At 45.8% G+C, this 23,467-nt stretch carries 36 protein-coding genes; 32 read left to right on the top strand and 4 right to left on the bottom strand.

The features are described from left to right. Nucleotides 1–75: 75 nt before the first annotated feature. Together fusA and tuf are read left to right on the top strand one after the other, a co-directional pair. Nucleotides 76–2,181 (top strand): elongation factor G, encoded by a 2,106-nt coding sequence (gene fusA / locus GOL65_RS11200; RefSeq protein WP_140918845.1) that lies wholly within the window; start codon nt 76–78, stop codon nt 2,179–2,181. A gap of 70 nt (nt 2,182–2,251) precedes the next feature. Next, the gene (gene tuf / locus GOL65_RS11195) at nt 2,252–3,436 is read left to right on the top strand and encodes an elongation factor Tu (protein ID WP_179038318.1); all 1,185 of its coding nucleotides are present in this window, start codon (nt 2,252–2,254) and stop codon (nt 3,434–3,436) included. Nucleotides 3,437–3,532: 96 nt separating this feature from the next. On the opposite strand, the gene GOL65_RS11190 is transcribed toward tuf, so the two are convergent. Then, nucleotides 3,533–5,197, bottom strand: a complete 1,665-nt coding sequence (locus GOL65_RS11190; RefSeq protein ID WP_140921470.1) for an LTA synthase family protein — start codon at nt 5,195–5,197, stop codon at nt 3,533–3,535. A 440-nt stretch (nt 5,198–5,637) separates the two neighbouring features. Between GOL65_RS11190 and rpsJ the strand changes: the two genes are divergently transcribed. The 28 genes from rpsJ (at nt 5,638) to rplQ (ending at nt 19,313) form a co-directional block, all read left to right on the top strand. Continuing rightward, nucleotides 5,638–5,949: a 30S ribosomal protein S10 gene (rpsJ, locus tag GOL65_RS11185; protein ID WP_001181005.1), complete on the top strand. Its 312-nt coding sequence runs from the start codon at nt 5,638–5,640 to the stop codon at nt 5,947–5,949. Between the two features lie 32 nt (nt 5,950–5,981). Beyond that, nucleotides 5,982–6,611, top strand: coding sequence for a 50S ribosomal protein L3 (rplC, locus tag GOL65_RS11180; RefSeq protein WP_140921469.1), 630 nt, complete (start codon nt 5,982–5,984; stop codon nt 6,609–6,611). A 16-nt stretch (nt 6,612–6,627) separates the two neighbouring features. Continuing rightward, nucleotides 6,628–7,233 carry a 50S ribosomal protein L4 gene (gene rplD / locus GOL65_RS11175; protein WP_108900583.1) on the top strand — a complete coding sequence of 202 codons (606 nt, stop codon included), beginning with the start codon at nt 6,628–6,630 and terminating at the stop codon, nt 7,231–7,233. Beyond that, a complete protein-coding gene (gene rplW, locus GOL65_RS11170) occupies nt 7,230–7,532 on the top strand; it encodes a 50S ribosomal protein L23 (RefSeq protein WP_029095676.1) in 303 nt (100 codons plus the stop codon). Before rplD ends, rplW begins: the two co-directional genes overlap by 4 nt. 19 nt (nt 7,533–7,551) lie before the next feature. Beyond that, nucleotides 7,552–8,376 carry a 50S ribosomal protein L2 gene (gene rplB / locus GOL65_RS11165; RefSeq protein WP_130593145.1) on the top strand — a complete coding sequence of 275 codons (825 nt, stop codon included), beginning with the start codon at nt 7,552–7,554 and terminating at the stop codon, nt 8,374–8,376. A 14-nt stretch (nt 8,377–8,390) separates the two neighbouring features. After that, nucleotides 8,391–8,669: a 30S ribosomal protein S19 gene (gene rpsS, locus GOL65_RS11160; protein WP_029095678.1), complete on the top strand. Its 279-nt coding sequence runs from the start codon at nt 8,391–8,393 to the stop codon at nt 8,667–8,669. A 14-nt stretch (nt 8,670–8,683) separates the two neighbouring features. Beyond that, nucleotides 8,684–9,016 carry a 50S ribosomal protein L22 gene (gene rplV, locus GOL65_RS11155; RefSeq protein ID WP_047779694.1) on the top strand — a complete coding sequence of 111 codons (333 nt, stop codon included), beginning with the start codon at nt 8,684–8,686 and terminating at the stop codon, nt 9,014–9,016. Between the two features lie 17 nt (nt 9,017–9,033). Continuing rightward, entirely contained in the window at nt 9,034–9,735 is a 702-nt protein-coding gene (gene rpsC, locus GOL65_RS11150) for a 30S ribosomal protein S3 (protein WP_108900580.1), read from the top strand. A gap of 12 nt (nt 9,736–9,747) precedes the next feature. Further along, nucleotides 9,748–10,158, top strand: a complete 411-nt coding sequence (gene rplP, locus GOL65_RS11145) for a 50S ribosomal protein L16 (protein ID WP_029095681.1) — start codon at nt 9,748–9,750, stop codon at nt 10,156–10,158. Then, a complete protein-coding gene (rpmC, locus tag GOL65_RS11140) occupies nt 10,158–10,349 on the top strand; it encodes a 50S ribosomal protein L29 (RefSeq protein ID WP_047779697.1) in 192 nt (63 codons plus the stop codon). Before rplP ends, rpmC begins: the two co-directional genes overlap by 1 nt. Beyond that, nucleotides 10,349–10,603: a 30S ribosomal protein S17 gene (rpsQ, locus tag GOL65_RS11135; RefSeq protein WP_140921468.1), complete on the top strand. Its 255-nt coding sequence runs from the start codon at nt 10,349–10,351 to the stop codon at nt 10,601–10,603. Before rpmC ends, rpsQ begins: the two co-directional genes overlap by 1 nt. 161 nt (nt 10,604–10,764) lie before the next feature. Continuing rightward, a complete protein-coding gene (rplN, locus tag GOL65_RS11130; RefSeq protein ID WP_108900578.1) occupies nt 10,765–11,136 on the top strand; it encodes a 50S ribosomal protein L14 in 372 nt (123 codons plus the stop codon). 10 nt (nt 11,137–11,146) lie between these two features. Then, entirely contained in the window at nt 11,147–11,461 is a 315-nt protein-coding gene (gene rplX, locus GOL65_RS11125) for a 50S ribosomal protein L24 (RefSeq protein WP_108900577.1), read from the top strand. A 14-nt stretch (nt 11,462–11,475) separates the two neighbouring features. Beyond that, the gene (gene rplE / locus GOL65_RS11120; RefSeq protein ID WP_140921467.1) at nt 11,476–12,015 is read left to right on the top strand and encodes a 50S ribosomal protein L5; all 540 of its coding nucleotides are present in this window, start codon (nt 11,476–11,478) and stop codon (nt 12,013–12,015) included. Between the two features lie 13 nt (nt 12,016–12,028). After that, nucleotides 12,029–12,334 (top strand): 30S ribosomal protein S14, encoded by a 306-nt coding sequence (gene rpsN, locus GOL65_RS11115; protein ID WP_047779700.1) that lies wholly within the window; start codon nt 12,029–12,031, stop codon nt 12,332–12,334. Between the two features lie 31 nt (nt 12,335–12,365). Beyond that, nucleotides 12,366–12,758, top strand: coding sequence for a 30S ribosomal protein S8 (gene rpsH / locus GOL65_RS11110; RefSeq protein ID WP_130593142.1), 393 nt, complete (start codon nt 12,366–12,368; stop codon nt 12,756–12,758). A gap of 13 nt (nt 12,759–12,771) precedes the next feature. Beyond that, nucleotides 12,772–13,305, top strand: a complete 534-nt coding sequence (gene rplF, locus GOL65_RS11105; protein WP_108900575.1) for a 50S ribosomal protein L6 — start codon at nt 12,772–12,774, stop codon at nt 13,303–13,305. A gap of 9 nt (nt 13,306–13,314) precedes the next feature. After that, nucleotides 13,315–13,668 carry a 50S ribosomal protein L18 gene (rplR, locus tag GOL65_RS11100; protein ID WP_130593140.1) on the top strand — a complete coding sequence of 118 codons (354 nt, stop codon included), beginning with the start codon at nt 13,315–13,317 and terminating at the stop codon, nt 13,666–13,668. Between the two features lie 14 nt (nt 13,669–13,682). Continuing rightward, the gene (gene rpsE / locus GOL65_RS11095) at nt 13,683–14,183 is read left to right on the top strand and encodes a 30S ribosomal protein S5 (RefSeq protein WP_029095690.1); all 501 of its coding nucleotides are present in this window, start codon (nt 13,683–13,685) and stop codon (nt 14,181–14,183) included. Between the two features lie 6 nt (nt 14,184–14,189). After that, nucleotides 14,190–14,369: a 50S ribosomal protein L30 gene (gene rpmD / locus GOL65_RS11090; RefSeq protein WP_029095691.1), complete on the top strand. Its 180-nt coding sequence runs from the start codon at nt 14,190–14,192 to the stop codon at nt 14,367–14,369. Nucleotides 14,370–14,372: 3 nt separating this feature from the next. Next, nucleotides 14,373–14,807: a 50S ribosomal protein L15 gene (gene rplO, locus GOL65_RS11085; protein WP_130593139.1), complete on the top strand. Its 435-nt coding sequence runs from the start codon at nt 14,373–14,375 to the stop codon at nt 14,805–14,807. Between the two features lie 7 nt (nt 14,808–14,814). Continuing rightward, the gene (secY, locus tag GOL65_RS11080) at nt 14,815–16,143 is read left to right on the top strand and encodes a preprotein translocase subunit SecY (RefSeq protein ID WP_130593138.1); all 1,329 of its coding nucleotides are present in this window, start codon (nt 14,815–14,817) and stop codon (nt 16,141–16,143) included. Nucleotides 16,144–16,176: 33 nt separating this feature from the next. Further along, complete coding sequence (gene rpmJ / locus GOL65_RS11075; protein WP_108900572.1) at nt 16,177–16,290, top strand: 50S ribosomal protein L36; 114 nt, start codon at nt 16,177–16,179, stop codon at nt 16,288–16,290. 163 nt (nt 16,291–16,453) lie between these two features. After that, a complete protein-coding gene (gene rpsM / locus GOL65_RS11070; protein WP_130593137.1) occupies nt 16,454–16,810 on the top strand; it encodes a 30S ribosomal protein S13 in 357 nt (118 codons plus the stop codon). Nucleotides 16,811–16,826: 16 nt separating this feature from the next. Next, on the top strand, nt 16,827–17,216 hold the full coding sequence (rpsK, locus tag GOL65_RS11065) for a 30S ribosomal protein S11 (RefSeq protein WP_027275681.1): 390 nt from the start codon (nt 16,827–16,829) through the stop codon (nt 17,214–17,216). Nucleotides 17,217–17,250: 34 nt separating this feature from the next. Then, nucleotides 17,251–17,871: a 30S ribosomal protein S4 gene (gene rpsD / locus GOL65_RS11060; protein ID WP_130593136.1), complete on the top strand. Its 621-nt coding sequence runs from the start codon at nt 17,251–17,253 to the stop codon at nt 17,869–17,871. A 25-nt stretch (nt 17,872–17,896) separates the two neighbouring features. Then, nucleotides 17,897–18,886, top strand: a complete 990-nt coding sequence (locus tag GOL65_RS11055; RefSeq protein WP_029095697.1) for a DNA-directed RNA polymerase subunit alpha — start codon at nt 17,897–17,899, stop codon at nt 18,884–18,886. 40 nt (nt 18,887–18,926) lie between these two features. Further along, nucleotides 18,927–19,313, top strand: coding sequence for a 50S ribosomal protein L17 (rplQ, locus tag GOL65_RS11050; protein ID WP_108900569.1), 387 nt, complete (start codon nt 18,927–18,929; stop codon nt 19,311–19,313). 79 nt (nt 19,314–19,392) lie between these two features. Here rplQ and GOL65_RS11045 read toward each other — a convergent pair whose 3' ends face one another. Next, complete coding sequence (locus tag GOL65_RS11045; protein ID WP_140921466.1) at nt 19,393–20,682, bottom strand: tetratricopeptide repeat protein; 1,290 nt, start codon at nt 20,680–20,682, stop codon at nt 19,393–19,395. Nucleotides 20,683–20,838: 156 nt separating this feature from the next. On the opposite strand from GOL65_RS11045, the gene zntR reads away from it, so the two are divergent. Both zntR and GOL65_RS11035 read left to right on the top strand, forming a co-directional pair. Continuing rightward, the gene (gene zntR, locus GOL65_RS11040; protein WP_140921465.1) at nt 20,839–21,279 is read left to right on the top strand and encodes a Zn(2+)-responsive transcriptional regulator; all 441 of its coding nucleotides are present in this window, start codon (nt 20,839–20,841) and stop codon (nt 21,277–21,279) included. Nucleotides 21,280–21,344: 65 nt separating this feature from the next. Then, nucleotides 21,345–21,551 (top strand): alternative ribosome-rescue factor A, encoded by a 207-nt coding sequence (locus tag GOL65_RS11035; RefSeq protein ID WP_140921464.1) that lies wholly within the window; start codon nt 21,345–21,347, stop codon nt 21,549–21,551. A 13-nt stretch (nt 21,552–21,564) separates the two neighbouring features. On the opposite strand, the gene mscL is transcribed toward GOL65_RS11035, so the two are convergent. Both mscL and trkA read right to left on the bottom strand, forming a co-directional pair. Then, nucleotides 21,565–21,966, bottom strand: coding sequence for a large-conductance mechanosensitive channel protein MscL (gene mscL / locus GOL65_RS11030; RefSeq protein WP_140921463.1), 402 nt, complete (start codon nt 21,964–21,966; stop codon nt 21,565–21,567). 120 nt (nt 21,967–22,086) lie between these two features. Further along, nucleotides 22,087–23,463, bottom strand: coding sequence for a Trk system potassium transporter TrkA (gene trkA, locus GOL65_RS11025; RefSeq protein ID WP_140921462.1), 1,377 nt, complete (start codon nt 23,461–23,463; stop codon nt 22,087–22,089). Nucleotides 23,464–23,467 lie beyond the last annotated feature (4 nt).

Here is a 23,467-nt window from a genome sequence, read left to right as displayed (position 1 = left end):
TAATCATCATGCGGGCGCTTTTTAAGTTGACCCGCATGGGTTATCTGAAGAACGACCTAGTAATCGAGGAATAAAATGGCTCGTGTAACCCCTATTGAGCGTTATCGCAACATCGGTATCAGTGCTCACATTGATGCCGGTAAAACAACCACTACTGAACGTATCCTTTTTTATACTGGTGTAAACCATAAAATCGGTGAAACTCACGAAGGTTCAGCAACTATGGACTGGATGGAACAGGAGCAAGAGCGTGGTATCACTATCACCTCCGCTGCGACTACGGCATTCTGGTCTGGTATGGCTAAACAATTCGACGCACACCGTATCAATATTATTGATACCCCGGGACACGTTGACTTCACTATCGAAGTAGAACGTTCTATGCGTGTTCTGGATGGTGCAGTAATGGTTTACTGTGCAGTTGGTGGTGTTCAGCCACAGTCTGAAACCGTTTGGCGTCAGGCTAACAAATATAAAGTTCCACGTATCGCGTTCGTTAACAAAATGGACCGTATGGGAGCTAACTTCCTGCGCGTAGTTGAGCAATTAAAATCGCGTCTGGCAGCAAATGCTGTTCCTATTCAGTTACCAATTGGTGCTGAAGATAGCTTCACCGGTATCGTTGACTTGCTGAAAATGAAAGCAATCAACTGGAGCGAAGCCGATCAAGGCGTTACCTTTACCTATGAAGATGTTCCAGCTCATTTGCTTGAAGATGCGAAAAAATGGCAGCAGAATGCATTTGAAGCAGCAGCTGAAGCTTCAGAAGAGCTGATGGACAAGTATTTAGGCGGCGAAGAGCTGACTGAAGAAGAAGTTACTGCAGCATTACGTAAGCGTGTCCTGAATAATGAAATTATTCTGGTTACCTGTGGTTCTGCGTTTAAGAACAAAGGCGTTCAGGCAATGTTGGATGCGGTAATTGAATATTTACCTGCACCAACCGATATCGAAGCGATCAACGGCGAACTGGATGATGGTACTCCAGCTGCTCGTCACGCTGACGATGCCGAACCGTTCTCTGCGTTAGCATTTAAAATTGCCACCGACCCATTTGTTGGTAACCTGACGTTCTTCCGTGTTTATTCCGGCGTTGTTAACTCTGGTGACACAGTACTGAACTCAGTAAAAGACAAACGTGAGCGTTTTGGCCGTATCGTTCAGATGCACGCTAACAAACGTGAAGAGATCAAAGAAGTTCGTGCTGGTGACATCGCAGCTGCTATCGGTCTGAAAGACGTGACTACTGGTGACACATTATGTGATCAGGCTAAGCCTATTATCCTGGAACGTATGGAATTCCCAGAGCCAGTGATTTCTGTAGCTGTTGAGCCAAAAACTAAAGCTGACCAGGAAAAAATGGGTATCGCTTTAGGCCGTCTGGCACAAGAAGATCCATCATTCCGCGTTCAGACTGATGAAGAATCAGGCCAGACCATTATCGCGGGTATGGGTGAGCTACACTTAGACGTGTTAGTTGACCGTATGCGTCGTGAATTCAACGTTGAAGCTAACATTGGTAAACCTCAGGTAGCTTATCGTGAAACTATCCGTGAAACGATTAAAGACGTTCAGGGTAAACACGCTAAACAATCTGGTGGTCGTGGTCAGTATGGTGACGTCATTATTGATATGTCTCCACTGGAAGCGGGTGGCCCAGGCTACGAGTTCGTCAACGATATTAAAGGTGGTGTGATTCCTGGTGAATTCATCCCTGCGGTTGACAAAGGTATTCAGGAGCAACTGAAATCTGGTCCTCTGGCTGGTTATCCGGTTGTTGATATCAAAGTGCGTCTGCACTACGGTTCTTACCATGATGTCGACTCCTCAGAACTGGCGTTTAAATTGGCTGCTTCTATCGCCTTTAAAGAAGGCTTCATGAAGGCAAAACCAATTCTGCTGGAACCAATCATGAAGGTTGAAGTAGAAACTCCAGAAGACTACATGGGTGATGTGATCGGTGACTTAAACCGTCGTCGTGGTATCATCGAAGGTATGGAAGACTTGGCTACAGGTAAAATTGTACGTGCTCAAGTTCCACTATCTGAAATGTTTGGTTATGCTACAGACCTGCGTTCACAAACACAGGGTCGTGCTTCTTACTCTATGGAGTTCTTGAAGTACAGTGAAGCACCTAATAACGTTGCTACAGCAATTATCGAAGCTCGCAAGGCTAAATAAGCCTCACGGGTAATAAATTTATATCCCAGTCCCCCTCGGATAGAGGGGGATAGTGTAAAGGAAGAGAATCGTGTCTAAAGAAAAATTTGAACGTACAAAACCGCACGTTAACGTTGGTACTATCGGCCACGTTGACCATGGTAAAACTACTCTGACAGCAGCTATCACCAACGTATTAGCAAAAACTTACGGTGGTCAGGCTCGTGCATTCGATCAAATCGATAACGCACCAGAAGAAAAAGCTCGTGGTATTACCATCAACACTTCTCACGTAGAATACGACACCCCAAGCCGTCACTATGCACACGTTGACTGCCCGGGACACGCCGACTACGTTAAGAACATGATCACTGGTGCTGCTCAAATGGACGGCGCTATTCTGGTAGTAGCTGCAACTGACGGCCCAATGCCACAAACTCGTGAGCACATCCTGTTAGGTCGCCAGGTAGGCGTTCCTTACATCATCGTGTTCCTGAACAAGTGTGACATGGTTGATGACGAAGAACTGTTAGAATTAGTTGAAATGGAAGTTCGTGAGCTTCTGTCTCAGTACGATTTCCCAGGTGATGATACTCCGGTAATCCGTGGTTCAGCTCTGAAAGCGCTGGAAGGCGACGCAGCATGGGAATCAAAAATCATCGAATTAGCAGAAGCACTGGATTCTTATATCCCAGAGCCAGAGCGTGCAATTGATAAGCCGTTCCTGCTGCCAATCGAAGACGTATTCTCTATCTCTGGCCGTGGTACAGTAGTAACCGGTCGTGTAGAGCGCGGTATCGTTAAAGTGGGTGAAGCGGTTGAGATCGTTGGTATCAAAGAAACCACTCAAACCACTTGTACCGGTGTTGAAATGTTCCGTAAATTACTGGACGAAGGTCGTGCGGGTGAGAACGTTGGTGTTCTGTTACGTGGTACTAAGCGTGAAGAAATCGAACGTGGTCAAGTACTGGCTAAGCCAGGTACAATCAACCCACATACCCAGTTCGTATCAGAAGTTTATATTCTGAGCAAAGATGAAGGTGGTCGTCATACTCCATTCTTCAAAGGTTACCGTCCACAGTTCTACTTCCGTACAACTGACGTGACCGGTACTATCGAACTGCCAGAAGGCGTAGAGATGGTAATGCCAGGTGATAACATTCAGATGACAGTAACGCTGATCGCGCCAATCGCGATGGACGAAGGTTTACGCTTCGCTATCCGCGAAGGTGGTCGTACTGTTGGTGCTGGTGTTGTTGCTAAGATCATTAAGTAATAATTATTACTTATCGATAAAAAAGGGTGCTTCGGCACCCTTTTTACTGTCTAAATTTTGTTAATATCACTCGATTAACCGCACTATTATTTTCAATCATTCACCTGCATTTTTTAAATCCTGATAGATATAATGTTTATAGCTTTTAATCAGTTGTTCATCGGGACAATCATCAAGAAGTCCCAGACAAAGATTCCGCATACGGATGTTTGCTTCATAGAACGGTGATGTTTTTAAGCCCGCACGCTCAAGTAGCATGCCGCCTAAAAACGAAATATCAGTTAAACCCCCGATATTAGCAATGGGTTTTGAGGATAAATTATCTTTTAGAAAGAATTGAGTTATACGAGATTCTTTTGTCCAACCTGTATTGTAATCGTCATCCCAACCGATGTTAGGTTGGTGATCGCCGAAATACAGAAACATGGTTGGTTTTTCTCGATGGATGACAAATTGAGAGAATTCCTCAGTTGCTTCATTCAACAGTTTGAGCTTACTAATATAGTGACTTAAAGCACCGGCTACATCGCGATTATCAATTGAATTTTCTATACCGAAGTCATCAGAATGTCCGGTGTTGTATGGTCCATGCTCATTCATGGTAAGAACAAAAATGAATACCGGCTTATCGGTATAACGGGCTAGTAATGTTTTCACATAATCCAGCATGGTTTTGGTTGGAATAGTCCATAAATTATCATCCAGCTCAGCGGGATATCCCAATTCTTGTGGCTGAATAATTAGATCAATACCCAAGTGGTTATAGGTTGGCCCTGCATTGTAGTTCATCTTATACATCGGGGTTAGAACTACCGTATAGTAACCATTATTCTTTAGCTCACGAAACAAACTGGTTTTAATATGTGGGGCAACGGTATAGAAAACCGAATTCTTACGAAACTTAAAGTCATCGGTATTTAGGCCAGTAAGAAGAGAAAATTCGGATAGCCATGTTCCTCCACCAAATGTTTGTACCCTGAGTGGACTGTTGGCACGAGTTCCTTCATCAGCGACAAACATTTTAAACTCAGGTAACGTAATATCTGGTAAATGATAAAGCGCCGGATTAACGGTTGACTCTTGCAACATTACGACAATATCGGGTTTTTTAGTTTCTGCATTTGGCAGATATTTAAATGATGAAGCTGATAAAAAGTACTTCGCAGAACCGTCATATTGCGGTGGCTGATAATACATTTGTTGAGCGGACATAAATAAGTTAACAATGGTTCCCTTGCCTTTTGGGAGTGATGCCTGCCAATGTTCAATATTTGTTTTGTTCTGACTGGCAAAAAGAATACCGGTAACTAAACCTCCAACTACAACTAATGAAAGTAAACGAGAAGAGGTGCGTATTTTGGGCGTTCGAATATAGAGCGCAATATTAAGAATCAGCAGGATAATCAGGCCAATAATACCTAATAATGCCAGAGGGTAATGAAACAGAGTGCTGAAGTTGGTTGGGTCAAGAGCAATACTGACATCAGAAAAGAATAACCGCTCTTTATAGTAATGAACTTTTATCTGATTCAACAGTTGCAGGATAACTATCAACGTACTGGTAATACTTAATGACAACTTAATACGGCCTGAAAGTAATAGCAGACAACCAAAAATAGAAACAAAAGAAGCAAAAGAAATAAAGCCCACATAAGAAAAGCTAAAGCGGGTGCCACATATTGCCAGTGCAGCAATTGTCATCAGGCTTAGATAAATGTTGGATACTGAGAGATAAGCTCTCAAATGATTATTCAAATTCATAGTCATCATCATTATTATATTTGCAGCTTAATATAAGGTATTTTGATAAGTGAGTGTTGGCTGATTTATCATATTCAGAGGTAAGCCGAAAGAGCAGCTTAGAAATACAGCAAATGTTAAGTGTTCTACTTCAGCCAAGCACAGTCAGAAAAGCCCCGCTAAACCTCCGTTTGAACCAGTATTGTTGAATTTAATCCCATATAGCCCTTGCGCTATGGCCCTAAATCTGTAAAATGCTCAGGCCTGCACTTTTATGTGGTGCGGTATAAGTTCAAATAAGAACTTATTACTAAGAAATTTCTGTCAATTCGACATAGATTGATTAGTAACAATACTCCCGATTTGGGGGTTACATGAAGAACGATTACACTCCCCCATCAATCGAAATGGGTGTGAGTAGTAATTTTTTACGTTTATAAAATAATTGGAGCTCTGGTCTCATGCAGAACCAAAGAATCCGTATCCGCCTGAAAGCGTTTGATCACCGTTTGATCGACCAATCAACTGCGGAAATCGTCGAGACTGCTAAGCGCACTGGCGCTCAAGTTCGTGGTCCGATCCCGCTGCCGACCCGCAAAGAGCGTTTTACCGTTCTGATCTCTCCGCACGTCAATAAAGATGCGCGCGATCAGTACGAAATTCGTACTCACAAGCGTCTGGTTGACATCGTTGAGCCAACTGAAAAAACGGTTGATGCTCTGATGCGTCTGGATCTGGCTGCCGGTGTTGACGTGCAGATCAGCCTGGGTTAATCAGGTCATTGAGCGATTGAGAGGTTGAAACAATGATTGGTTTAGTCGGTCGTAAAGTGGGAATGACCCGCATCTTTACTGAAGATGGCGTATCTATCCCCGTTACAGTTATCGAAATTGAAGCGAACCGTGTTACTCAGGTTAAAGACCTGGCTAACGACGGATACCGTGCTGTACAGGTTACTACCGGTGCTAAAAAAGCAAACCGTGTAACCAAACCAGAAGCGGGTCACTTCGCTAAAGCTGGCGTTACAGCTGGCCGCGGCCTGTGGGAATTCCGCCTGAATGAAGGTGAAGAGTTCGCAGCAGGTCAAGAAATTAACGTTGATATTTTTACAGACGTTAAAAAAGTTGACGTTACCGGTACATCAAAAGGTAAAGGTTATGCTGGCACTGTTAAGCGCTGGAATTTCCGTACCCAGGATGCTACCCATGGTAACTCTTTGGCACACCGTGGTCATGGTTCAATCGGTCAGAACCAGACTCCAGGTAAAGTGTTCAAAGGCAAGAAAATGGCAGGCCACTTAGGTGACGAGCGTGTAACCGTTCAAAGCCTGGACGTAGTACGTGTTGACGCTGAGCGCAACCTGCTGCTGGTCAAAGGTGCTGTTCCGGGAGCAACCGGTAGCGACCTGATCGTTAAACCGGCTGTCAAGGCGTAACGTCGAGGAGATAGGAATGGAATTGGTAATGAAAGACGCGCCTGGCGCGCTGACTGTTTCCGAAACTACCTTCGGGCGTGATTTCAATGAAGCGTTAGTACATCAGGTTGTTGTTGCTTATGCAGCTGCAGCTCGTCAAGGTACTCGTGCTCAGAAGACCCGCGCTGAAGTAACAGGTTCCGGTAAAAAACCGTGGCGTCAAAAAGGCACCGGCCGTGCGCGTTCAGGTTCTGTAAAGAGCCCGATCTGGCGTTCAGGCGGCGTGACCTTTGCTGCTCGTCCACAAGACCACAGCCAGAAAGTCAACAAAAAGATGTACCGCGGCGCACTGAAGTGCATTCTGTCCGAACTGGTACGTCAAGATCGTCTGATTGTAGTCGAGAAGTTCACTGTAGAAGCACCTAAAACTAAGTTGCTGGTACAGAAACTGAAAGAAATGGCTCTGGATGATGTACTGATCATCACTAGCGAAGTTGAACCTAATTTGTACCTGGCAGCAGGTAACTTACACAAGGTTGACGTTCGTGATGTTGCTGGCATAGATCCATTTAGCCTTATCGCTTTTGATAAAGTGGTGATGACTGCTGACGCTGTGAAGCAAGTAGAGGAGATGCTGGCATGATCCGTGAAGAACGCCTGCTGAAAGTCCTGCGCGCACCACATGTTTCTGAAAAAGCCTCTAGCGCAATGGAAAAGCACAATACAATCGTGCTGAAAGTTGCTAAAGATGCAACCAAGGCAGAAGTTAAAGCTGCTGTTCAGAAGCTGTTTGAGGTTGAAGTCAATGAAGTTCGTACTTTGCTGGTTAAAGGCAAAACGAAACGTCATGGTCAGCGTGTTGGTCGTCGTAGCGACTGGAAAAAAGCTTACGTCACTTTGAAAGAAGGCCAGAATCTGGACTTCATCGGCGGCGCAGAGTAAGTCGGAGGATTGAAAAACAATGGCAATTGTTAAGTGTAAGCCAACATCTCCGGGTCGTCGCCACGTAGTTAAAGTGGTTAACCCTGAGTTGCACAAGGGCAAGCCTTATGCCCCATTGCTGGAAAAAAACAGCAAATCAGGTGGCCGTAACAACAATGGCCGTATCACCACGCGTCATATTGGTGGTGGTCACAAGCAGCATTATCGTTTAGTTGACTTCAAACGCAACAAAGATGGTATCCCTGCTGTTGTTGAGCGTCTGGAATATGATCCGAACCGTTCCGCGAATATCGCGCTGGTTCTGTATAAAGACGGTGAACGCCGTTATATTCTGGCGCCAAAAGGCCTGAAAGCCGGTGACCAAATCCAATCTGGTGTTGATGCAGCTATTAAGGTAGGTAACACCCTGCCAATGCGTAACATCCCAGTGGGTTCTACGGTTCACAACGTTGAAATGAAACCAGGTAAAGGCGGCCAAATGGCTCGTTCTGCTGGCGGATATGTTCAAATCGTTGCCCGTGAAGGTTCCTATGTAACGATACGTCTTCGTTCTGGCGAAATGCGTAAAGTATTATCTGATTGCCGCGCCACCTTAGGTGAAGTTGGTAACTCAGAGCATATGCTGCGCGTACTAGGTAAAGCTGGTGCTAGCCGTTGGCGTGGTGTTCGTCCTACCGTTCGCGGTACGGCGATGAACCCAGTCGATCACCCACACGGTGGTGGTGAAGGTCGTAACTTTGGTAAACATCCTGTGACTCCATGGGGTGTTCAGACCAAAGGTAAGAAGACCCGTAGCAACAAGCGTACCGATCAATATATCGTACGTCGCCGTAGTAAAAAATAATTAGAGGATAAGCCATGCCACGTTCTCTCAAGAAAGGTCCATTTATAGACCTGCACTTGCTGAAGAAGGTAGAGAAAGCGGTGGAAAGCGGAGACAAAAAGCCTGTTAAGACTTGGTCCCGTCGTTCAACGATCTTTCCAAACATGATCGGTTTGACCATCGCTGTCCATAATGGTCGTCAGCACGTTCCAGTATTTGTTTCCGACGAAATGGTCGGTCATAAACTGGGCGAATTCGCGCCGACTCGTACTTATCGCGGCCATGCGGCTGACAAAAAAGCCAAAAAGCGCTAAGGTAGGAGGAAGAGATGGAAACTATCGCTAAACATCGCCACGCTCGTTCTTCTGCTCAGAAGGTTCGCTTAGTTGCAGACCTGATTCGCGGTAAGAAAGTGTCACAAGCTCTGGAAATTTTAACCTACAACAACAAGAAAGCTGCTGATCTGGTTAAAAAAGTACTTGAGTCTGCCATTGCAAACGCAGAACACAACGATGGCGCTGACATCGACGATCTGAAAGTCGCGAAAATCTTTGTCGACGAAGGTCCAACCATGAAGCGTATCATGCCTCGTGCGAAAGGCCGTGCAGATCGTATCCTGAAGCGCACCAGCCACATTACTGTGGTTGTGTCCGATCGCTGAGACTCTGGAGAATAGCAATGGGTCAGAAAGTACATCCGAATGGTATTCGACTGGGTATTGTCAAACCTTGGAACTCTACCTGGTACGCAAATACCAAAGAATTCGCTGATAACCTGGACAGCGACTTTAAAGTTCGTCAATTTTTAACTAAAGAATTGTCGAAAGCTTCTGTTTCTCGCATCGTTATCGAGCGTCCTGCGAAGAGCATCCGTGTGACTATTCACACTGCTCGTCCAGGCATCGTTATCGGCAAGAAAGGTGAAGATGTCGAAAAACTGCGCAACGCGGTAGCATCTATTGCTGGCGTGCCTGCGCAAATTAATATCGCCGAAGTCCGTAAACCGGAACTAGACGCTAAATTGGTTGCTGACAGCATCACTTCACAGCTGGAACGTCGCGTTATGTTCCGTCGTGCTATGAAGCGTGCAGTTCAAAACGCCATGCGTATAGGCGCTAAAGGTATCAAAGTGGAAGTAAGCGGCCGTTTAGGCGGTGCTGAAATCGCGCGTACCGAATGGTACCGTGAAGGTCGTGTTCCGTTGCACACTCTGCGTGCGGATATCGATTATAACACTTCTGAAGCGCACACCACTTATGGTGTAATCGGCGTAAAAGTGTGGATCTTCAAAGGTGAGATCTTGGGTGGTATGGCTGCCGTTGAACAACCGGAAAAACCGGCTGCTCAACCGAAGAAGCAGCAGCGTAAAGGCCGTAAATAAGGAGCATCGCTGATGTTACAACCAAAGCGTACAAAATTCCGTAAAGTGCACAAGGGCCGCAACCGTGGTCTGGCTGCTGGCGCGGATGTGAGCTTCGGCACTTTCGGTCTGAAAGCTGTTGGCCGCGGTCGTCTGACTGCTCGCCAAATCGAGGCGGCACGTCGTGCCATGACACGTGCAGTTAAGCGTCAAGGTAAAATCTGGATCCGTGTGTTCCCAGACAAACCAATCACTGAAAAGCCGCTTGAAGTGCGTATGGGTAAAGGTAAGGGTAACGTGGAGTATTGGGTTGCCCTGATTCAACCGGGAAAAGTCCTGTATGAAATGGATGGTGTCTCGGAAGAAATTGCCCGTGAAGCATTCAAGCTGGCAGCAGCAAAACTGCCGATTAAAACCACCTTTGTAACTAAGACGGTGATGTAATGAAAGCAAAAGAGCTGCGTGAAAAAAGTGTTGAAGAGCTAAACACTGAGCTGCTTAACCTGCTGCGTGAACAGTTTAATCTGCGCATGCAAGCAGCAAGCGGTCAACTGCAACAGTCTCACCTGTTGAAACAAGTGCGTCGTAATGTTGCACGTGTGAAGACTTTACTGAATGAGAAGGCGGGTGCGTAATGACTGATAAAATCCGTACTCTGCAAGGTCGTGTTGTTAGTGACAAGATGGAGAAATCCCTTGTTGTAGCGATTGAGCGTATGGTGAAGCACCCGATGTATGGTAAGTTCATCAAACGTACGACTAAGCTGCACGTACATGACGAGAACAATGAATGTGGAATCGGCGATCTGATCGAAATTCGTGAATGCCGCCCACTGTCTAAGACTAAGTCCTGGACATTTGTTCGAGTTGTAGAGAAAGCTGTTCTGTAATAGAGTATGCTTTCTTAAACAGAATAAACGGCTCAGTTAACGAGCCGTTTATTTTTTCTACCCAACATCGAAAAGCGGTGGTATAATGCCGCGCCCCGATGTATGGGGCTTTTATACGACCCGTGAGGGTCCTTAGTAGTTGACATTAGCGGAGCACTAAGATGATCCAAGAACAGACTATGCTGAACGTCGCTGACAACTCTGGCGCACGTAGCGTAATGTGTATCAAGGTTCTGGGTGGATCGCACCGTCGCTATGCTGGCGTGGGCGACATCATTAAAATTACCATCAAGGAAGCAATTCCTCGCGGTAAGGTTAAAAAAGGTGATGTCCTTAAGGCTGTAGTGGTGCGCACCAGAAAGGGTGTTCGTCGCCCTGACGGATCTGTCGTTCGCTTCGATCGTAATGCTTGTGTGTTATTAAATAACAACAGTGAGCAACCGATCGGTACGCGTATTTTTGGGCCGGTGACTCGTGAACTGCGTTCTGAAAAGTTCATGAAAATCATCTCTCTGGCACCAGAAGTACTGTAAGGAGCGAACCATGGCAGCGAAAATCCGTCGTGATGACGAAGTTATCGTGTTAACCGGTAAAGATAAAGGTAAACGCGGTAAAGTTAAGAATGTTCTGTCTTCCAGTAAGATTGTTGTTGAAGGTATCAACCTGGTGAAGAAACATCAGAAGCCGGTTCCGGCTCTGAATCAACCAGGTGGCATCGTTGAAAAAGAAGCTGCAATTCAAGTTTCTAACGTTGCAATCTACAATACAGCTACAGGCAAGGCTGACCGTGTAGGCTTTCGTTTTGAAGACGGCAAAAAAGTCCGTTTCTTCAAATCTAATAGCGAAACTATCAAGTAATTTGGAGTAGTACGATGGCGAAACTGCATGATTACTATAGAGAACAGGTAGTTAGTAAACTGGTAGAACAGTTTAGCTACAAATCTGTCATGCAAGTCCCTCGGGTCGAGAAGATCACCCTTAATATGGGTGTTGGTGAAGCGATCACTGATAAGAAACTGCTGGATAACGCAGCAGCTGATTTAGCAGCGATCAGTGGTCAAAAACCGCTAGTCACCAAAGCACGCAACTCTGTTGCAGGCTTCAAAATCCGCCAGGGCTATCCGATCGGCTGTAAAGTGACCCTACGTGGCGAACGTATGTGGGAATTCTTAGAGCGTCTGATTTCTATTGCTGTACCTCGTGTACGTGACTTCCGTGGCTTAAATCCTAAGTCATTTGATGGTCGTGGTAACTACAGCATGGGCGTGCGTGAGCAGATTATCTTCCCAGAAATCGACTATGACAAAGTCGATCGTGTACGTGGTTTGGACATTACCATTACCACTTCTGCGCAATCTGACGAAGAAGGCCGCGCTCTGCTGGCTGCCTTTAACTTCCCGTTCCGCAAGTAAGGTAGGGTTACTAATGGCTAAGCAATCAATGAAAGCACGTGAAGTTAAACGTGTGAAGTTAGCAGACAAGTTCTACGCAAAGCGTACTGAACTTAAAGCGATTATCTCTGATGTGAATGCATCCGATGAAGACCGTTGGAATGCAGTGCTCAAACTGCAAACTCTTCCACGTGATTCCAGTCCAAGCCGTCAACGTAACCGTTGTCGTCAAACAGGCCGCCCACACGGTGTTCTGCGTAAATTTGGATTGAGTCGTATCAAGGTCCGTGAAGCCGCAATGCGCGGTGAAATCCCGGGTCTGAAAAAGGCTAGTTGGTAATATCACCATTGAATCACGGGAGTAGAGACAGATGAGCATGCAAGATCCGATCGCGGATATGCTGACCCGTATCCGAAACGGTCAGGCCGCGAACAAAGTTGCGGTCACTATGCCTTCCTCCAAGCTAAAAGTGGCTATTGCCAAAGTGCTGAAGGAAGAAGGTTATATTGAAGATTACAAAATTGAAGGCGACACCAAGCCTGAACTGGAATTAGTACTTAAGTACTTCCAGGGAGCGCCTGTTGTAGAAAGTATTCAGCGAATCAGCCGTCCAGGTCTGCGCATCTATAAAAGAAAAGATGAGCTGCCAAAAGTTATGGCTGGTTTAGGTATTGCTGTTATTTCTACTTCTAAAGGTGTCATGACCGATCGTGCAGCTCGCCAGGCAGGACTTGGTGGCGAGATTATCTGCTACGTAGCTTAATCAGGAGGAAAAAATGTCTCGTGTTGCAAAAGCACCCGTCGTTATTCCTGCTGGCGTAGAGGTAAAACTCAACGGTCAGGTTATAACTATTAAGGGTAAAAACGGCGAGCTGTCGCGTACAGTCCATGATTCCGTTGAAGTTAAACAGGAAAATAATGCAATTACTTTCGCTCCACGCGAAGGTTTTGTAGACGGATGGGCCCAAGCGGGTACCGTACGTTCTCTGATTAACGGAATGGTGATCGGTGTTACTGAAGGCTTCACTAAGAAGCTACAGCTGGTAGGCGTAGGTTACCGTGCAGCAGTTAAAGGTGATGTGGTGAATTTAGCTTTAGGCTTTTCTCATCCTATTGACCATAAACTGCCAGCAGGCATTACTGCTGAATGTCCAAGCCAAACTGAAATCATCCTGAAAGGGGCTGATAAGCAGGTAATTGGTCAAATCGCAGCAGAATTGCGTGCCTACCGTCGTCCTGAGCCATATAAAGGCAAGGGTGTCCGTTACGCCGACGAAGTCGTGCGTACCAAAGAGGCTAAGAAGAAGTAAGGTAACACTATGGATAAGAAAGCAGCTCGTATCCGTCGTGCGACCCGCGCACGTCGTAAGATTAAAGAACTGTGTGCGACTCGCCTGGTGGTTCACCGTACTCCGCGCCATATTTATGCGCAGATTATCGCACCAAACGGTTCTGAAGTTCTGGCAGCCGCTTCTACAGTAGAAAAGGCTATCGCAGAACAAGTGAAGTATACCGGAAACAAAGATGCAGCAGCAGCAGTAGGTAAAGCTATCGCTGAGCGTGCATTAGCTAAAGAGATTACGAAAGTATCTTTTGACCGCTCTGGTTTCCAATATCATGGTAGAGTCCAGGCGCTGGCAGATGCTGCCCGCGAAGCTGGCCTTCAGTTCTAAGGTAGAGGTGTAAGATGTCTCACATCGAGAAACAAGCTGGCGAACTGCAGGAAAAGCTGATCGCGGTTAACCGCGTATCTAAAACCGTTAAAGGTGGTCGTATTTTTAGCTTCACCGCACTAACTGTAGTGGGTGATGGCAACGGCCGTGTTGGTTTTGGTTACGGTAAAGCGCGTGAAGTTCCAGCAGCGATCCAGAAAGCGATGGAAAAAGCCCGTCGTAACATGATGAATGTTGCATTAAACAACGGAACTCTGCAGCACCCTGTTAAAGGTGCTCATACTGGTTCTCGCGTATTCATGCAGCCAGCATTCGAAGGTACCGGTATTATCGCCGGCGGTGCAATGCGCGCCGTTCTGGAAGTCGCCGGAGTACGTAACGTATTAGCTAAGGCTTATGGTTCAACTAACCCGATTAACGTGGTTCGTGCAACTATTGATGCCTTGGAGAATATGAAGTCTCCTGAGATGGTTGCTGCCAAGCGCGGTAAAACTGTCGAAGACATTCTGGGGTAATGAGCAATGGCAAAGACTATTAAAGTTACTCAAATTCGCAGCTCCATCGGCCGTTTGCCTAAACATAAGGCAACTCTGGTCGGTTTAGGTCTGCGTCGCATCGGTCACACCGTAGAGCGCGAGGATACTCCTGCTGTACGTGGCATGATCAACCTGGTTTCTTACATGGTTAAAGTGGAGGAGTAAGAGATGCGTTTAAATACTCTGGCTCCGGCCGAAGGTGCAAAACACGCTGCTAAGCGTTTAGGTCGTGGTATTGGTTCTGGCCTGGGTAAAACCGGCGGCCGTGGTCACAAAGGTCAGAAGTCTCGTTCTGGCGGTGGCGTACGTCGTGGTTTTGAAGGCGGCCAAATGCCTTTATATCGTCGTTTACCGAAATTCGGTTTTACTTCTCGTAAAGCAATGATCACGGCAGAAGTTCGTCTGTCTGAACTGGCTTTAGTTGAAGGCGAAGTTATTGACCTGAATGCGCTGAAAGCGGCAAACGTAGTTGGCATTCAAATTGAATTCGCGAAAGTTATGCTTTCTGGCGAAATCAGTCGTCCAGTTACTGTACGCGGTCTGCGTGTTACCAAAGGCGCTCGTGCTGCAATCGAAGCCGCTGGCGGGAAAATTGAGGAATAAGTAGCAGATGGCTAAGCAACCAGGATTAGATTTTCAAAGTGCAAAAGGCGGAATAGGCGAGCTTAAGCGCAGACTCTTATTTGTTGTCGGTGCTCTGATCGTGTTCCGTATCGGCTCTTTCATTCCAATTCCTGGTATTGACGCCACTGTGCTTGCTAAGTTAGTCGAAGAGCAGAGAGGCACCATCATTGACATGTTTAACATGTTCTCTGGTGGCGCCCTCAGTCGTGCTTCTGTCTTCGCGCTCGGTATTATGCCGTACATTTCGGCTTCTATTATCGTGCAGCTGTTAACTGTGGTTCATCCTAAGTTAGCGGAATTGAAGAAAGAGGGCGAGTCTGGCCGTCGCAAGATTAGCCAGTACACTCGATATGGTACGTTGGTTCTGGCCATATTCCAGTCAGTCGGTATCGCTACCGGTTTGCCGAATATGGGAATGCCAGGTCTGGTAATTAATCCAGGTTTTGCGTTCTACTTTACTGCTGTTGTGAGCTTAGTGACGGGGACTATGTTCCTGATGTGGCTGGGTGAGCAGGTGACTGAAAGGGGTATCGGTAACGGTATTTCTATCATCATTTTTGCAGGTATTGTTGCTGGTTTACCACCTGCTATTGGACAGACTATCGAGCAAGCTCGGCAGGGTGACTTACATGTTCTTCTGCTGCTGTTGGTTGCGGTTTTAGTATTCGCAGTTACTTTCTTTGTTGTGTTTGTTGAACGTGGTCAGCGTCGTATCGTCGTTAACTATGCAAAACGCCAACAAGGTCGCCGCGTTTATGCTGCACAAAGTACCCATTTACCGTTGAAAGTGAACATGGCCGGTGTAATACCTGCGATTTTTGCTTCAAGTATCATTCTGTTCCCTGCTACAATTGCCTCATGGTTCGGTGGTGGTACTGGTTGGAACTGGTTGACAACTATTTCTATGTATTTGCAACCCGGACAGCCACTTTATGTGTTACTCTATGCGGCCGCGATCATATTCTTCTGTTTCTTCTATACAGCGTTGGTTTTCAACCCTCGTGAAACAGCAGATAACCTGAAGAAGTCCGGTGCGTTTGTACCAGGGATTCGTCCGGGAGAGCAAACGGCTAAATATATCGATAAAGTAATGACTCGGTTAACCTTTGTTGGTGCTATGTACATTACCTTTATCTGCCTGATCCCGGAGTTTATGCGTGACGCAATGAAAGTACCTTTCAACTTTGGTGGTACTTCACTACTTATCGTCGTTGTCGTCATCATGGACTTTATGGCTCAAGTGCAAACTCTGATGATGTCGAGTCAATATGAGTCTGCATTGAAGAAAGCAAATCTGAAAGGCTATGGCCGTTAATTCAGCTAGCTTGAGAAGTTACGGAGAGTTAAAATGAAAGTTCGTGCTTCCGTCAAGAAGTTATGTCGCAACTGCAAAATCATCAAGCGCCACGGCGTTGTTCGTGTGATTTGCGTTGAAGCGAAACACAAACAGCGTCAAGGCTGATTGTTGTTAATGCTAAAATTTTGACATATTTTTCTTGCAAAGTGTGATTGAGCTGGCTAGATTAGCCAGCCAATCTTTTGTGTAAGACAAGCAACATTATTTGAGTATCCTGAAAACGGGCTTTTCAGAGTAATGTTGCCTTATTTTATTGTAGGAGTGCATAGTGGCCCGTATAGCAGGCATTAACATTCCTGATCATAAACATACTGTTATCGCATTAACTGCGATCTTCGGTATCGGCAAAACCCGTTCACAGGCTATCTGTGTAGCGTCTGGTATTGCTGAAAATGTTAAGATCAGTGAACTGTCTGAAGAGCAAATTGACAAGCTGCGTGACGAAGTTGCCAAGTACGTTGTTGAAGGTGATCTACGTCGTGAAGTTACCATGAGCATCAAGCGTCTGATGGACCTTGGTTGTTACCGTGGTGTACGTCATCGTCGTGGTCTACCGGTTCGCGGTCAGCGTACCAAGACTAACGCCCGTACCCGTAAGGGTCCGCGTAAACCGATCAAGAAATAATCGGGGTGATTGAATAATGGCAAAAGCACCTGTTCGTGCACGTAAGCGTGTAAGAAAACAAGTTTCTGACGGTATGGCTCATATCCATGCTTCTTTTAACAACACCATTGTGACTATTACCGATCGTCAAGGTAATGCATTGGGTTGGGCAACAGCTGGTGGTTCCGGCTTCCGTGGTTCTCGTAAATCCACTCCATTTGCTGCGCAAGTTGCAGCAGAGCGCTGCGCAGAAGCAGTAAAAGAGTATGGAATTAAGAATCTGGAAGTTATGGTTAAAGGCCCAGGTCCCGGTCGTGAGTCTACTATCCGCGCATTAAACGCGGCTGGTTTCCGCATCACTAATATTACTGATGTGACTCCGATTCCTCACAACGGTTGTCGTCCTCCTAAGAAACGTCGCGTCTAATCGCCACAGTTTCTAGGATTGTTGGAGAAAGAAAATGGCAAGATATTTGGGTCCTAAGCTCAAGCTTAGCCGTCGTGAAGGCACCGACTTATTCCTTAAGTCTGGCGTTCGCGCGATCGATACCAAGTGTAAAATTGAACAAGCTCCTGGTCAGCACGGTGCGCGTAAGCCACGTCTGTCTGACTATGGTGTACAGTTACGTGAGAAGCAAAAAGTTCGTCGTATCTACGGTGTTCTTGAGCGTCAGTTCCGTAATTATTATAAAGAAGCAACGCGTCTGAAAGGCAACACAGGTGAAAACCTGCTGCAGCTTTTAGAAGGTCGCTTAGACAATGTGGTTTACCGTATGGGCTTCGGCGCTACTCGTGCAGAAGCACGTCAGTTAGTTAGCCACAAAGCTGTAATGGTTAATGGTCGCGTTGTTAACATCGCTTCTTTTCAGGTATCTCCGAATGACGTAGTCAGCGTACGTGAGAAAGCGAAAAAGCAATCTCGTGTTAAAGCCGCTTTAGAGCTGTTTGAACAGCGCGAAAAGCCGACTTGGATCGAAGTTGACGCTGCTAAAATGGAAGGCGTTTTCAAACGTAATCCAGAGCGCACCGATCTGTCTGCGGACATTAACGAACACCTGATCGTCGAACTTTACTCTAAGTAAAGTTTAGTACCAAAGAGAGGACACAATGCAGGGTTCTGTGACAGAGTTTCTAAAACCACGCCTGGTAGATATCGAGCAAGTGAGTTCGACGCACGCTAAGGTGACCCTTGAGCCGTTAGAGCGTGGCTTCGGCCATACTTTAGGTAACGCACTGCGCCGCATTCTGCTTTCATCAATGCCGGGTTGTGCGGTAACTGAAGTTGAGATTGATGGTGTACTACATGAGTACAGCACCAAAGAAGGCGTACAGGAAGATATCCTGGAAATCCTGCTCAACCTGAAAGGGCTGGCGGTGAAAGTTCATGGTAAAGATGAAGTTATTCTTAGCTTGAATAAGTCTGGCATTGGCCCTGTGACTGCAGCCGACATTACCCATGATGGGGATGTTGAAGTCGTCAAACCTCAGCACTTGATCTGCCATCTGACTGATGAGAACGCATCTATTAGTATGCGTATCAAAGTTCAGCGTGGTCGTGGTTATGTGCCGGCTTCTGCCCGTATTCATACGGAAGAAGATGAGCGTCCAATTGGTCGTCTGTTGGTTGACGCATGCTACAGCCCGGTAGAGCGTATTGCCTACAATGTTGAAGCAGCGCGTGTAGAACAGCGTACTGACTTGGATAAGCTGGTCATCGAGATGGAAACTAACGGTACGATTGATCCGGAAGAATCAATTCGCCGTGCGGCAACCATCCTGGCTGAACAACTTGAAGCTTTCGTTGACTTACGTGATGTACGTCAGCCAGAAGTTAAAGAAGAGAAGCCAGAGTTCGATCCGATCTTGCTACGCCCTGTTGACGATCTGGAACTGACTGTCCGCTCCGCTAACTGCCTCAAGGCAGAAGCTATCCACTACATCGGTGATCTGGTACAGCGTACCGAAGTTGAGTTGTTAAAAACTCCTAACTTGGGTAAAAAATCTCTTACTGAGATTAAAGACGTGCTTGCATCTCGTGGTTTGTCTCTGGGCATGCGCCTGGAAAACTGGCCACCAGCGAGCATTGCTGACGAGTAACCGGATCACAGGTTAAGGTTTTACTGAGAAGGATAAGGTCATGCGCCATCGTAAGAGTGGACGTCAACTGAACCGCAACAGCAGTCATCGCCAAGCTATGTTTCGTAACATGGCAGGTTCTTTAGTTCGTCATGAGATTATCAAGACGACTTTACCTAAAGCGAAAGAACTGCGTCGCGTGGTTGAACCACTGATTACACTTGCTAAGGCCGACAGCGTTGCTAATCGTCGTCTGGCATTCGCCCGTACTCGTGATAACGAGATCGTGGCAAAACTGTTTAATGAGCTTGGCCCGCGTTTTGCGAGCCGCGCAGGTGGTTACACTCGTATTCTGAAGTGTGGTTTCCGTGCAGGTGATAACGCTCCGATGGCTTACATCGAGCTGGTTGATCGTGCAGAAAAAGCTCCAGCAGAAGCAGCAGAGTAATATTTGTTGCTGAAAGAAAAAGCCGGGTTTATCCCGGCTTTTTTACGTCTGATGTTTATTACATCAAATTCTTTTCGAATTATGCTTTCTCTGGCGTATTGATATTTCGGATCGTCAATTTTTTGTCGTTAATCTGATCTAATGTGAAGAATGGTAGAAATTCTTCCCAGACACCATTATGTACAACTGAGCGATATTCAGCCTGCTTCACGCCATTCTCGTCTGTTAGTTCCCAGGACTGTAGTTCTCCATCAGCTAATTTGCTGCTGACTTCAACTCGCTGATAGCTGGCATTACTACCGACATGGAATTTATTGGTTTTCCAACGAATTGGTGGATGTACAGGGAAAGGTTTAGCGTGGTGAAAACCAAATATATCATCATGAGAGAGCACACTTTGCCGAACCGTAGGCCAAATATATTGACGCAGGAAGTATTGATCCACAAAACGTTTATGCGCTTCCTGTTGGCTTAGGTATTCACGAGTTGCATCGATAACAGAAGGAAGGTTCTCATTGTGGCATCCACCCCATAATCCCGCAAGAATCAGCTCTGAATGGGTAAAGTAGTCACGAATATGGTGATACCAATAATCACTATTGACCCATTCATTTATAGCTGCTTGCTCACGTTCAGAAAGCAGTGAGTCAGCATCGCGGATAATATAGCGTTTAACTTTAGGGTCATCCAGTACCAGAAAACGCCACATCAGGGCCGGTAGAGCCTGACGAGTCGCCTCGTCCACTTTAATGACGTTAGCTCCAGCTTTGCTAAGACGTTCCTGAACACCCTGAGGAACGGTGTCATCCAGATAAAAGCGACATTCCCAATCCGGAAATAGATCTTTGCTAACAATCGCATTCATTACGGCCGCTTCGCAATAACGCGGTGCAGAGCCGAATAGCGTGAAGGAGATAACGTTTTCTTGTGGATTATTTGGATTGAACGGAGGTGGGTTGCCCGTAGGTAATGGGTAAACTTTTCCTGCGCTAAAGATTTTATCTGCTTCTTCGAGTGACATCAGACCATAGCGGCGAACTTCTTCAGGACGTTGTAACCAGCCACAAACCTCAGTTAATCCATCAATCATAGTTGATGGCAGTTGATTCAGGGGGGCGGTTTTTAAAAGACGCTTATAAAGCTTGTATGACTTTTCATATTCACCGGTACGCATTAAACAAAGTGCATAACTGGCCTGAACATCCTGGTTGCGCGGCATTATTCTCAGCGTGGCTTCAGCAAGCTCTTTACCTTTCTGGTAATCAGCTTTTCTCATGGCCTCCTGAAATTGACTGGCCAGTTGATGAAACTGCTGCTCTTGTTTTGCGATTAAATCAGCAGAGCGTCTGTTATTTTGAACAGGGCGCATGTGATACCTCATATTTGAATTATTTGTCACTTACAAGGCTACTTTATAAAGAGAACTCTTTTTCAAAACGCCGGAAGTGGGTTAGTGGTATTCTATATATATCCTTTCATTTTAACATGTGGGATAGAAATTGACGATAAGAAGGGGGAGAGCACAATGTATCGTATTGGGCAGTTGGCTAAATTAGCCAGTGTTACGCCAGACACCATTCGTTATTATGAGAAGCAGGGTATGATGTCACACGATATCCGCTCTGAAGGTGGTTACCGTCTTTATACTGAACAGGATTTACAGCGGCTTAAGTTTATTCGTTATGCTAAACAATTGGGCTTTACGCTGGAATCTATTGCCGAATTGCTATCTATCAGAGTTGAACCTGAACAACATACTTGTCAGGAATCTAAGTCTATTGTTCAAGCCAGATTAGATGAAGTGGAAAAGAAACTGAAAGAGTTGGAACATATGCGAGTATCACTGCAAAGATTAAGTGATGCCTGTTGTGGTAGCGCTCACAGTAGTGCTTATTGTTCTATTCTTGAAGCATTAGAGTATGGTGCAACTAACAAGTTGCCACATATAGATCTAAGAACCAGATAGGCAATAAATCATTTTTGTACTATGATGCGCGCGTTTTATAGCCAATATAAATTTGAGAGGTCGTTATGGCGAAATATCAGCACCAAAAAGGAACTATTCAGGATAATGCGTTGCAGGCGTTATTACACGATCCGTTGTTTCGGCAGCGCATAGAAAAGAATGTGAAAGGAAAAGGCAGCTATCAGCGCAAACCAAAACATGCAGGAAAAATAGTGCGGGAGGCTGGAGATAAGGTGATGCAGAGCGTCTTTTTATCTCCAGCCTTCTGTTAATTTTCAGTCTATATTACTTTTGCTGTTGTTTTAAGATATCGCGGATATCGGTTAACAGCTTTTCTTCTGTTGTTGGGGCCGGTGGAGTCGCTGGCGGTTGTTCACGACGCACTTTATTCATCAGCTTAATAGCCATAAAGATAGCAAAAGCAACAATAATAAAATCAAAAATATTCTGAATGAAAACGCCGTAATGCATCACAACAGCAGGAGTGTCTCCTTGTGCGGCACGCAGCACCCATTCAAATTGCTTAAAATCTATTCCGCCAATCAATAATCCCAGTGGCGGCATGATGATATCAGATACCAGTGATGATACGATTTTACCGAATGCTGCACCAATAATGACACCGACAGCCAGGTCAACAACATTACCGCGCATTGCAAATTCGCGAAATTCTTTAAGCAGACTCATATTCAATTACCTTTAATTCAACGTGTGTTATAAGCATAACAATCGATCGGTATTTTTCCAGATAAATGAGGAAAAATATAGGCTTATTACTACTGTGTTCAGTGAATAAGCCCTGAGTTATCAGAGGAAGAATGGACTTGGTTGGAATAGCCGTTCAACATCAGAAATATATTTTTTATCTGCCAGGAACATGATGACATGGTCACCTTGCTCAATGACTGTCGTTCTGTCGGCGATAATTACATCGTTCCCACGAACAAGCGCCCCGATGGTGGTGCCCGGTGGTAGCTTAATATTTTCAAGCTGACGGCCAACAACTTTGGACGTAGTGTCATCACCATGGGCAATAGCTTCTATGGCTTCAGCCACTCCACGGCGTAGTGTAGAAACGCTGACGATATCTGCTTTTCTGACATGACCTAACAGTGCTGAAATAGTGGCCTGCTGAGGAGAAACGGCAATATCAATAACGCTACCCTGAACCAGATCGATATAAGCATGTCGCTGAATCAGTACAATGACTTTTTTGGCACCTAATCGTTTGGCTAACATTGCCGACATGATATTGGCTTCGTCATCATTGGTTAGGGCGATAAACAGATCTATTTGTTCAATATGTTCTTCTGAAAGGAGCTCCTGATCTGACGCATCGCCACAAAACACCACCGTATCTTGTAGGATCTCTGCTAATTCAGCCGCGCGCTCTGCATCCCGTTCAATAAGCTTGACGCTGTAGTCTTTCTCTAAACGCTTGGCGAGACCGGCTCCTACGTTACCGCCTCCAACAATCATTAATCGCTTGTAAGGCTTTTCCAGACGCTGTAATTCACTCATTACCGCGCGAATATTTTCAGAGGCGACAACGAAGAATACTTCATCACCTGCTTCAATAATCGTGGAAGCCTGTGGGCGAATTGGACGGTCCTGACGGAATATTGCAGCCACGCGAGTTTCAATATGGGGCATATGTTCACGCAGAGAAGATAATGCATTACCTACTAACGGGCCGCCATAATAGGCATTAACGCCAGCAATACTGACCTTACCTTCGGCAAAATTCACTACCTGTAAAGCCCCTGGGTATTCAACTAACTTGTATACGTAATCAGTAACTAACTGTTCAGGAGAGATTATGTGATCGACAGGAATAACTTCAGGTTCAAACAGCTTGTCTTCTTCACGGATATATTCTGGTGAACGAATACGGGCAATACGGTTTGGGGTATTAAATAAAGAATAAGCAATCTGACAGGCCACCATATTGATTTCGTCAGAGTTAGTAACGGCTACCAACATATCTGCATCGTCAGCACCGGCCTCACGTAATACCCGGGGATGACAGGCATGCCCTTGTACTACGCGCAGGTCAAACTTATCCTGCAATTGGCGTAAGCGAACAATATTATTATCAACCAGAGTAATATCGTTATTTTCACCAACCAGATTTTCTGCCAGTGTTCCACCAACCTGACCTGCACCGAGAATGATAATTTTCATTTTT

It is taken from the genome of Limnobaculum xujianqingii (assembly GCF_013394855.1).
Lineage (GTDB): Bacteria > Pseudomonadota > Gammaproteobacteria > Enterobacterales > Enterobacteriaceae > Limnobaculum > Limnobaculum xujianqingii.
This window is presented reverse-complemented; position numbering and strand designations above follow the sequence as displayed.

Bases quoted from the DNA above. Each gene is read 5' to 3' on its own strand.
- fusA (WP_140918845.1), top strand. From the start codon at position 76: ATGGCTCGTGTAACCCCTATTGAGCGTTATCGCAACATCGGTATCAGT.
- GOL65_RS11190 (WP_140921470.1), bottom strand. From the start codon at position 5,197: ATGAATTTGAATAATCATTTGAGAGCTTATCTCTCAGTATCCAACATT.
- rpsJ (WP_001181005.1), top strand. From the start codon at position 5,638: ATGCAGAACCAAAGAATCCGTATCCGCCTGAAAGCGTTTGATCACCGT.
- rplC (WP_140921469.1), top strand. From the start codon at position 5,982: ATGATTGGTTTAGTCGGTCGTAAAGTGGGAATGACCCGCATCTTTACT.
- rplD (WP_108900583.1), top strand. From the start codon at position 6,628: ATGGAATTGGTAATGAAAGACGCGCCTGGCGCGCTGACTGTTTCCGAA.
- rplW (WP_029095676.1), top strand. From the start codon at position 7,230: ATGATCCGTGAAGAACGCCTGCTGAAAGTCCTGCGCGCACCACATGTT.
- rplB (WP_130593145.1), top strand. From the start codon at position 7,552: ATGGCAATTGTTAAGTGTAAGCCAACATCTCCGGGTCGTCGCCACGTA.
- rpsS (WP_029095678.1), top strand. From the start codon at position 8,391: ATGCCACGTTCTCTCAAGAAAGGTCCATTTATAGACCTGCACTTGCTG.
- rplV (WP_047779694.1), top strand. From the start codon at position 8,684: ATGGAAACTATCGCTAAACATCGCCACGCTCGTTCTTCTGCTCAGAAG.
- rpsC (WP_108900580.1), top strand. From the start codon at position 9,034: ATGGGTCAGAAAGTACATCCGAATGGTATTCGACTGGGTATTGTCAAA.
- rplP (WP_029095681.1), top strand. From the start codon at position 9,748: ATGTTACAACCAAAGCGTACAAAATTCCGTAAAGTGCACAAGGGCCGC.
- rpmC (WP_047779697.1), top strand. From the start codon at position 10,158: ATGAAAGCAAAAGAGCTGCGTGAAAAAAGTGTTGAAGAGCTAAACACT.
- rpsQ (WP_140921468.1), top strand. From the start codon at position 10,349: ATGACTGATAAAATCCGTACTCTGCAAGGTCGTGTTGTTAGTGACAAG.
- rplN (WP_108900578.1), top strand. From the start codon at position 10,765: ATGATCCAAGAACAGACTATGCTGAACGTCGCTGACAACTCTGGCGCA.
- rplX (WP_108900577.1), top strand. From the start codon at position 11,147: ATGGCAGCGAAAATCCGTCGTGATGACGAAGTTATCGTGTTAACCGGT.
- rplE (WP_140921467.1), top strand. From the start codon at position 11,476: ATGGCGAAACTGCATGATTACTATAGAGAACAGGTAGTTAGTAAACTG.
- rpsN (WP_047779700.1), top strand. From the start codon at position 12,029: ATGGCTAAGCAATCAATGAAAGCACGTGAAGTTAAACGTGTGAAGTTA.
- rpsH (WP_130593142.1), top strand. From the start codon at position 12,366: ATGAGCATGCAAGATCCGATCGCGGATATGCTGACCCGTATCCGAAAC.
- rplF (WP_108900575.1), top strand. From the start codon at position 12,772: ATGTCTCGTGTTGCAAAAGCACCCGTCGTTATTCCTGCTGGCGTAGAG.
- rplR (WP_130593140.1), top strand. From the start codon at position 13,315: ATGGATAAGAAAGCAGCTCGTATCCGTCGTGCGACCCGCGCACGTCGT.
- rpsE (WP_029095690.1), top strand. From the start codon at position 13,683: ATGTCTCACATCGAGAAACAAGCTGGCGAACTGCAGGAAAAGCTGATC.
- rpmD (WP_029095691.1), top strand. From the start codon at position 14,190: ATGGCAAAGACTATTAAAGTTACTCAAATTCGCAGCTCCATCGGCCGT.
- rplO (WP_130593139.1), top strand. From the start codon at position 14,373: ATGCGTTTAAATACTCTGGCTCCGGCCGAAGGTGCAAAACACGCTGCT.
- secY (WP_130593138.1), top strand. From the start codon at position 14,815: ATGGCTAAGCAACCAGGATTAGATTTTCAAAGTGCAAAAGGCGGAATA.
- rpmJ (WP_108900572.1), top strand. From the start codon at position 16,177: ATGAAAGTTCGTGCTTCCGTCAAGAAGTTATGTCGCAACTGCAAAATC.
- rpsK (WP_027275681.1), top strand. From the start codon at position 16,827: ATGGCAAAAGCACCTGTTCGTGCACGTAAGCGTGTAAGAAAACAAGTT.
- rpsD (WP_130593136.1), top strand. From the start codon at position 17,251: ATGGCAAGATATTTGGGTCCTAAGCTCAAGCTTAGCCGTCGTGAAGGC.
- GOL65_RS11055 (WP_029095697.1), top strand. From the start codon at position 17,897: ATGCAGGGTTCTGTGACAGAGTTTCTAAAACCACGCCTGGTAGATATC.
- rplQ (WP_108900569.1), top strand. From the start codon at position 18,927: ATGCGCCATCGTAAGAGTGGACGTCAACTGAACCGCAACAGCAGTCAT.
- GOL65_RS11045 (WP_140921466.1), bottom strand. From the start codon at position 20,682: ATGCGCCCTGTTCAAAATAACAGACGCTCTGCTGATTTAATCGCAAAA.
- zntR (WP_140921465.1), top strand. From the start codon at position 20,839: ATGTATCGTATTGGGCAGTTGGCTAAATTAGCCAGTGTTACGCCAGAC.
- GOL65_RS11035 (WP_140921464.1), top strand. From the start codon at position 21,345: ATGGCGAAATATCAGCACCAAAAAGGAACTATTCAGGATAATGCGTTG.
- mscL (WP_140921463.1), bottom strand. From the start codon at position 21,966: ATGAGTCTGCTTAAAGAATTTCGCGAATTTGCAATGCGCGGTAATGTT.
- trkA (WP_140921462.1), bottom strand. From the start codon at position 23,463: ATGAAAATTATCATTCTCGGTGCAGGTCAGGTTGGTGGAACACTGGCA.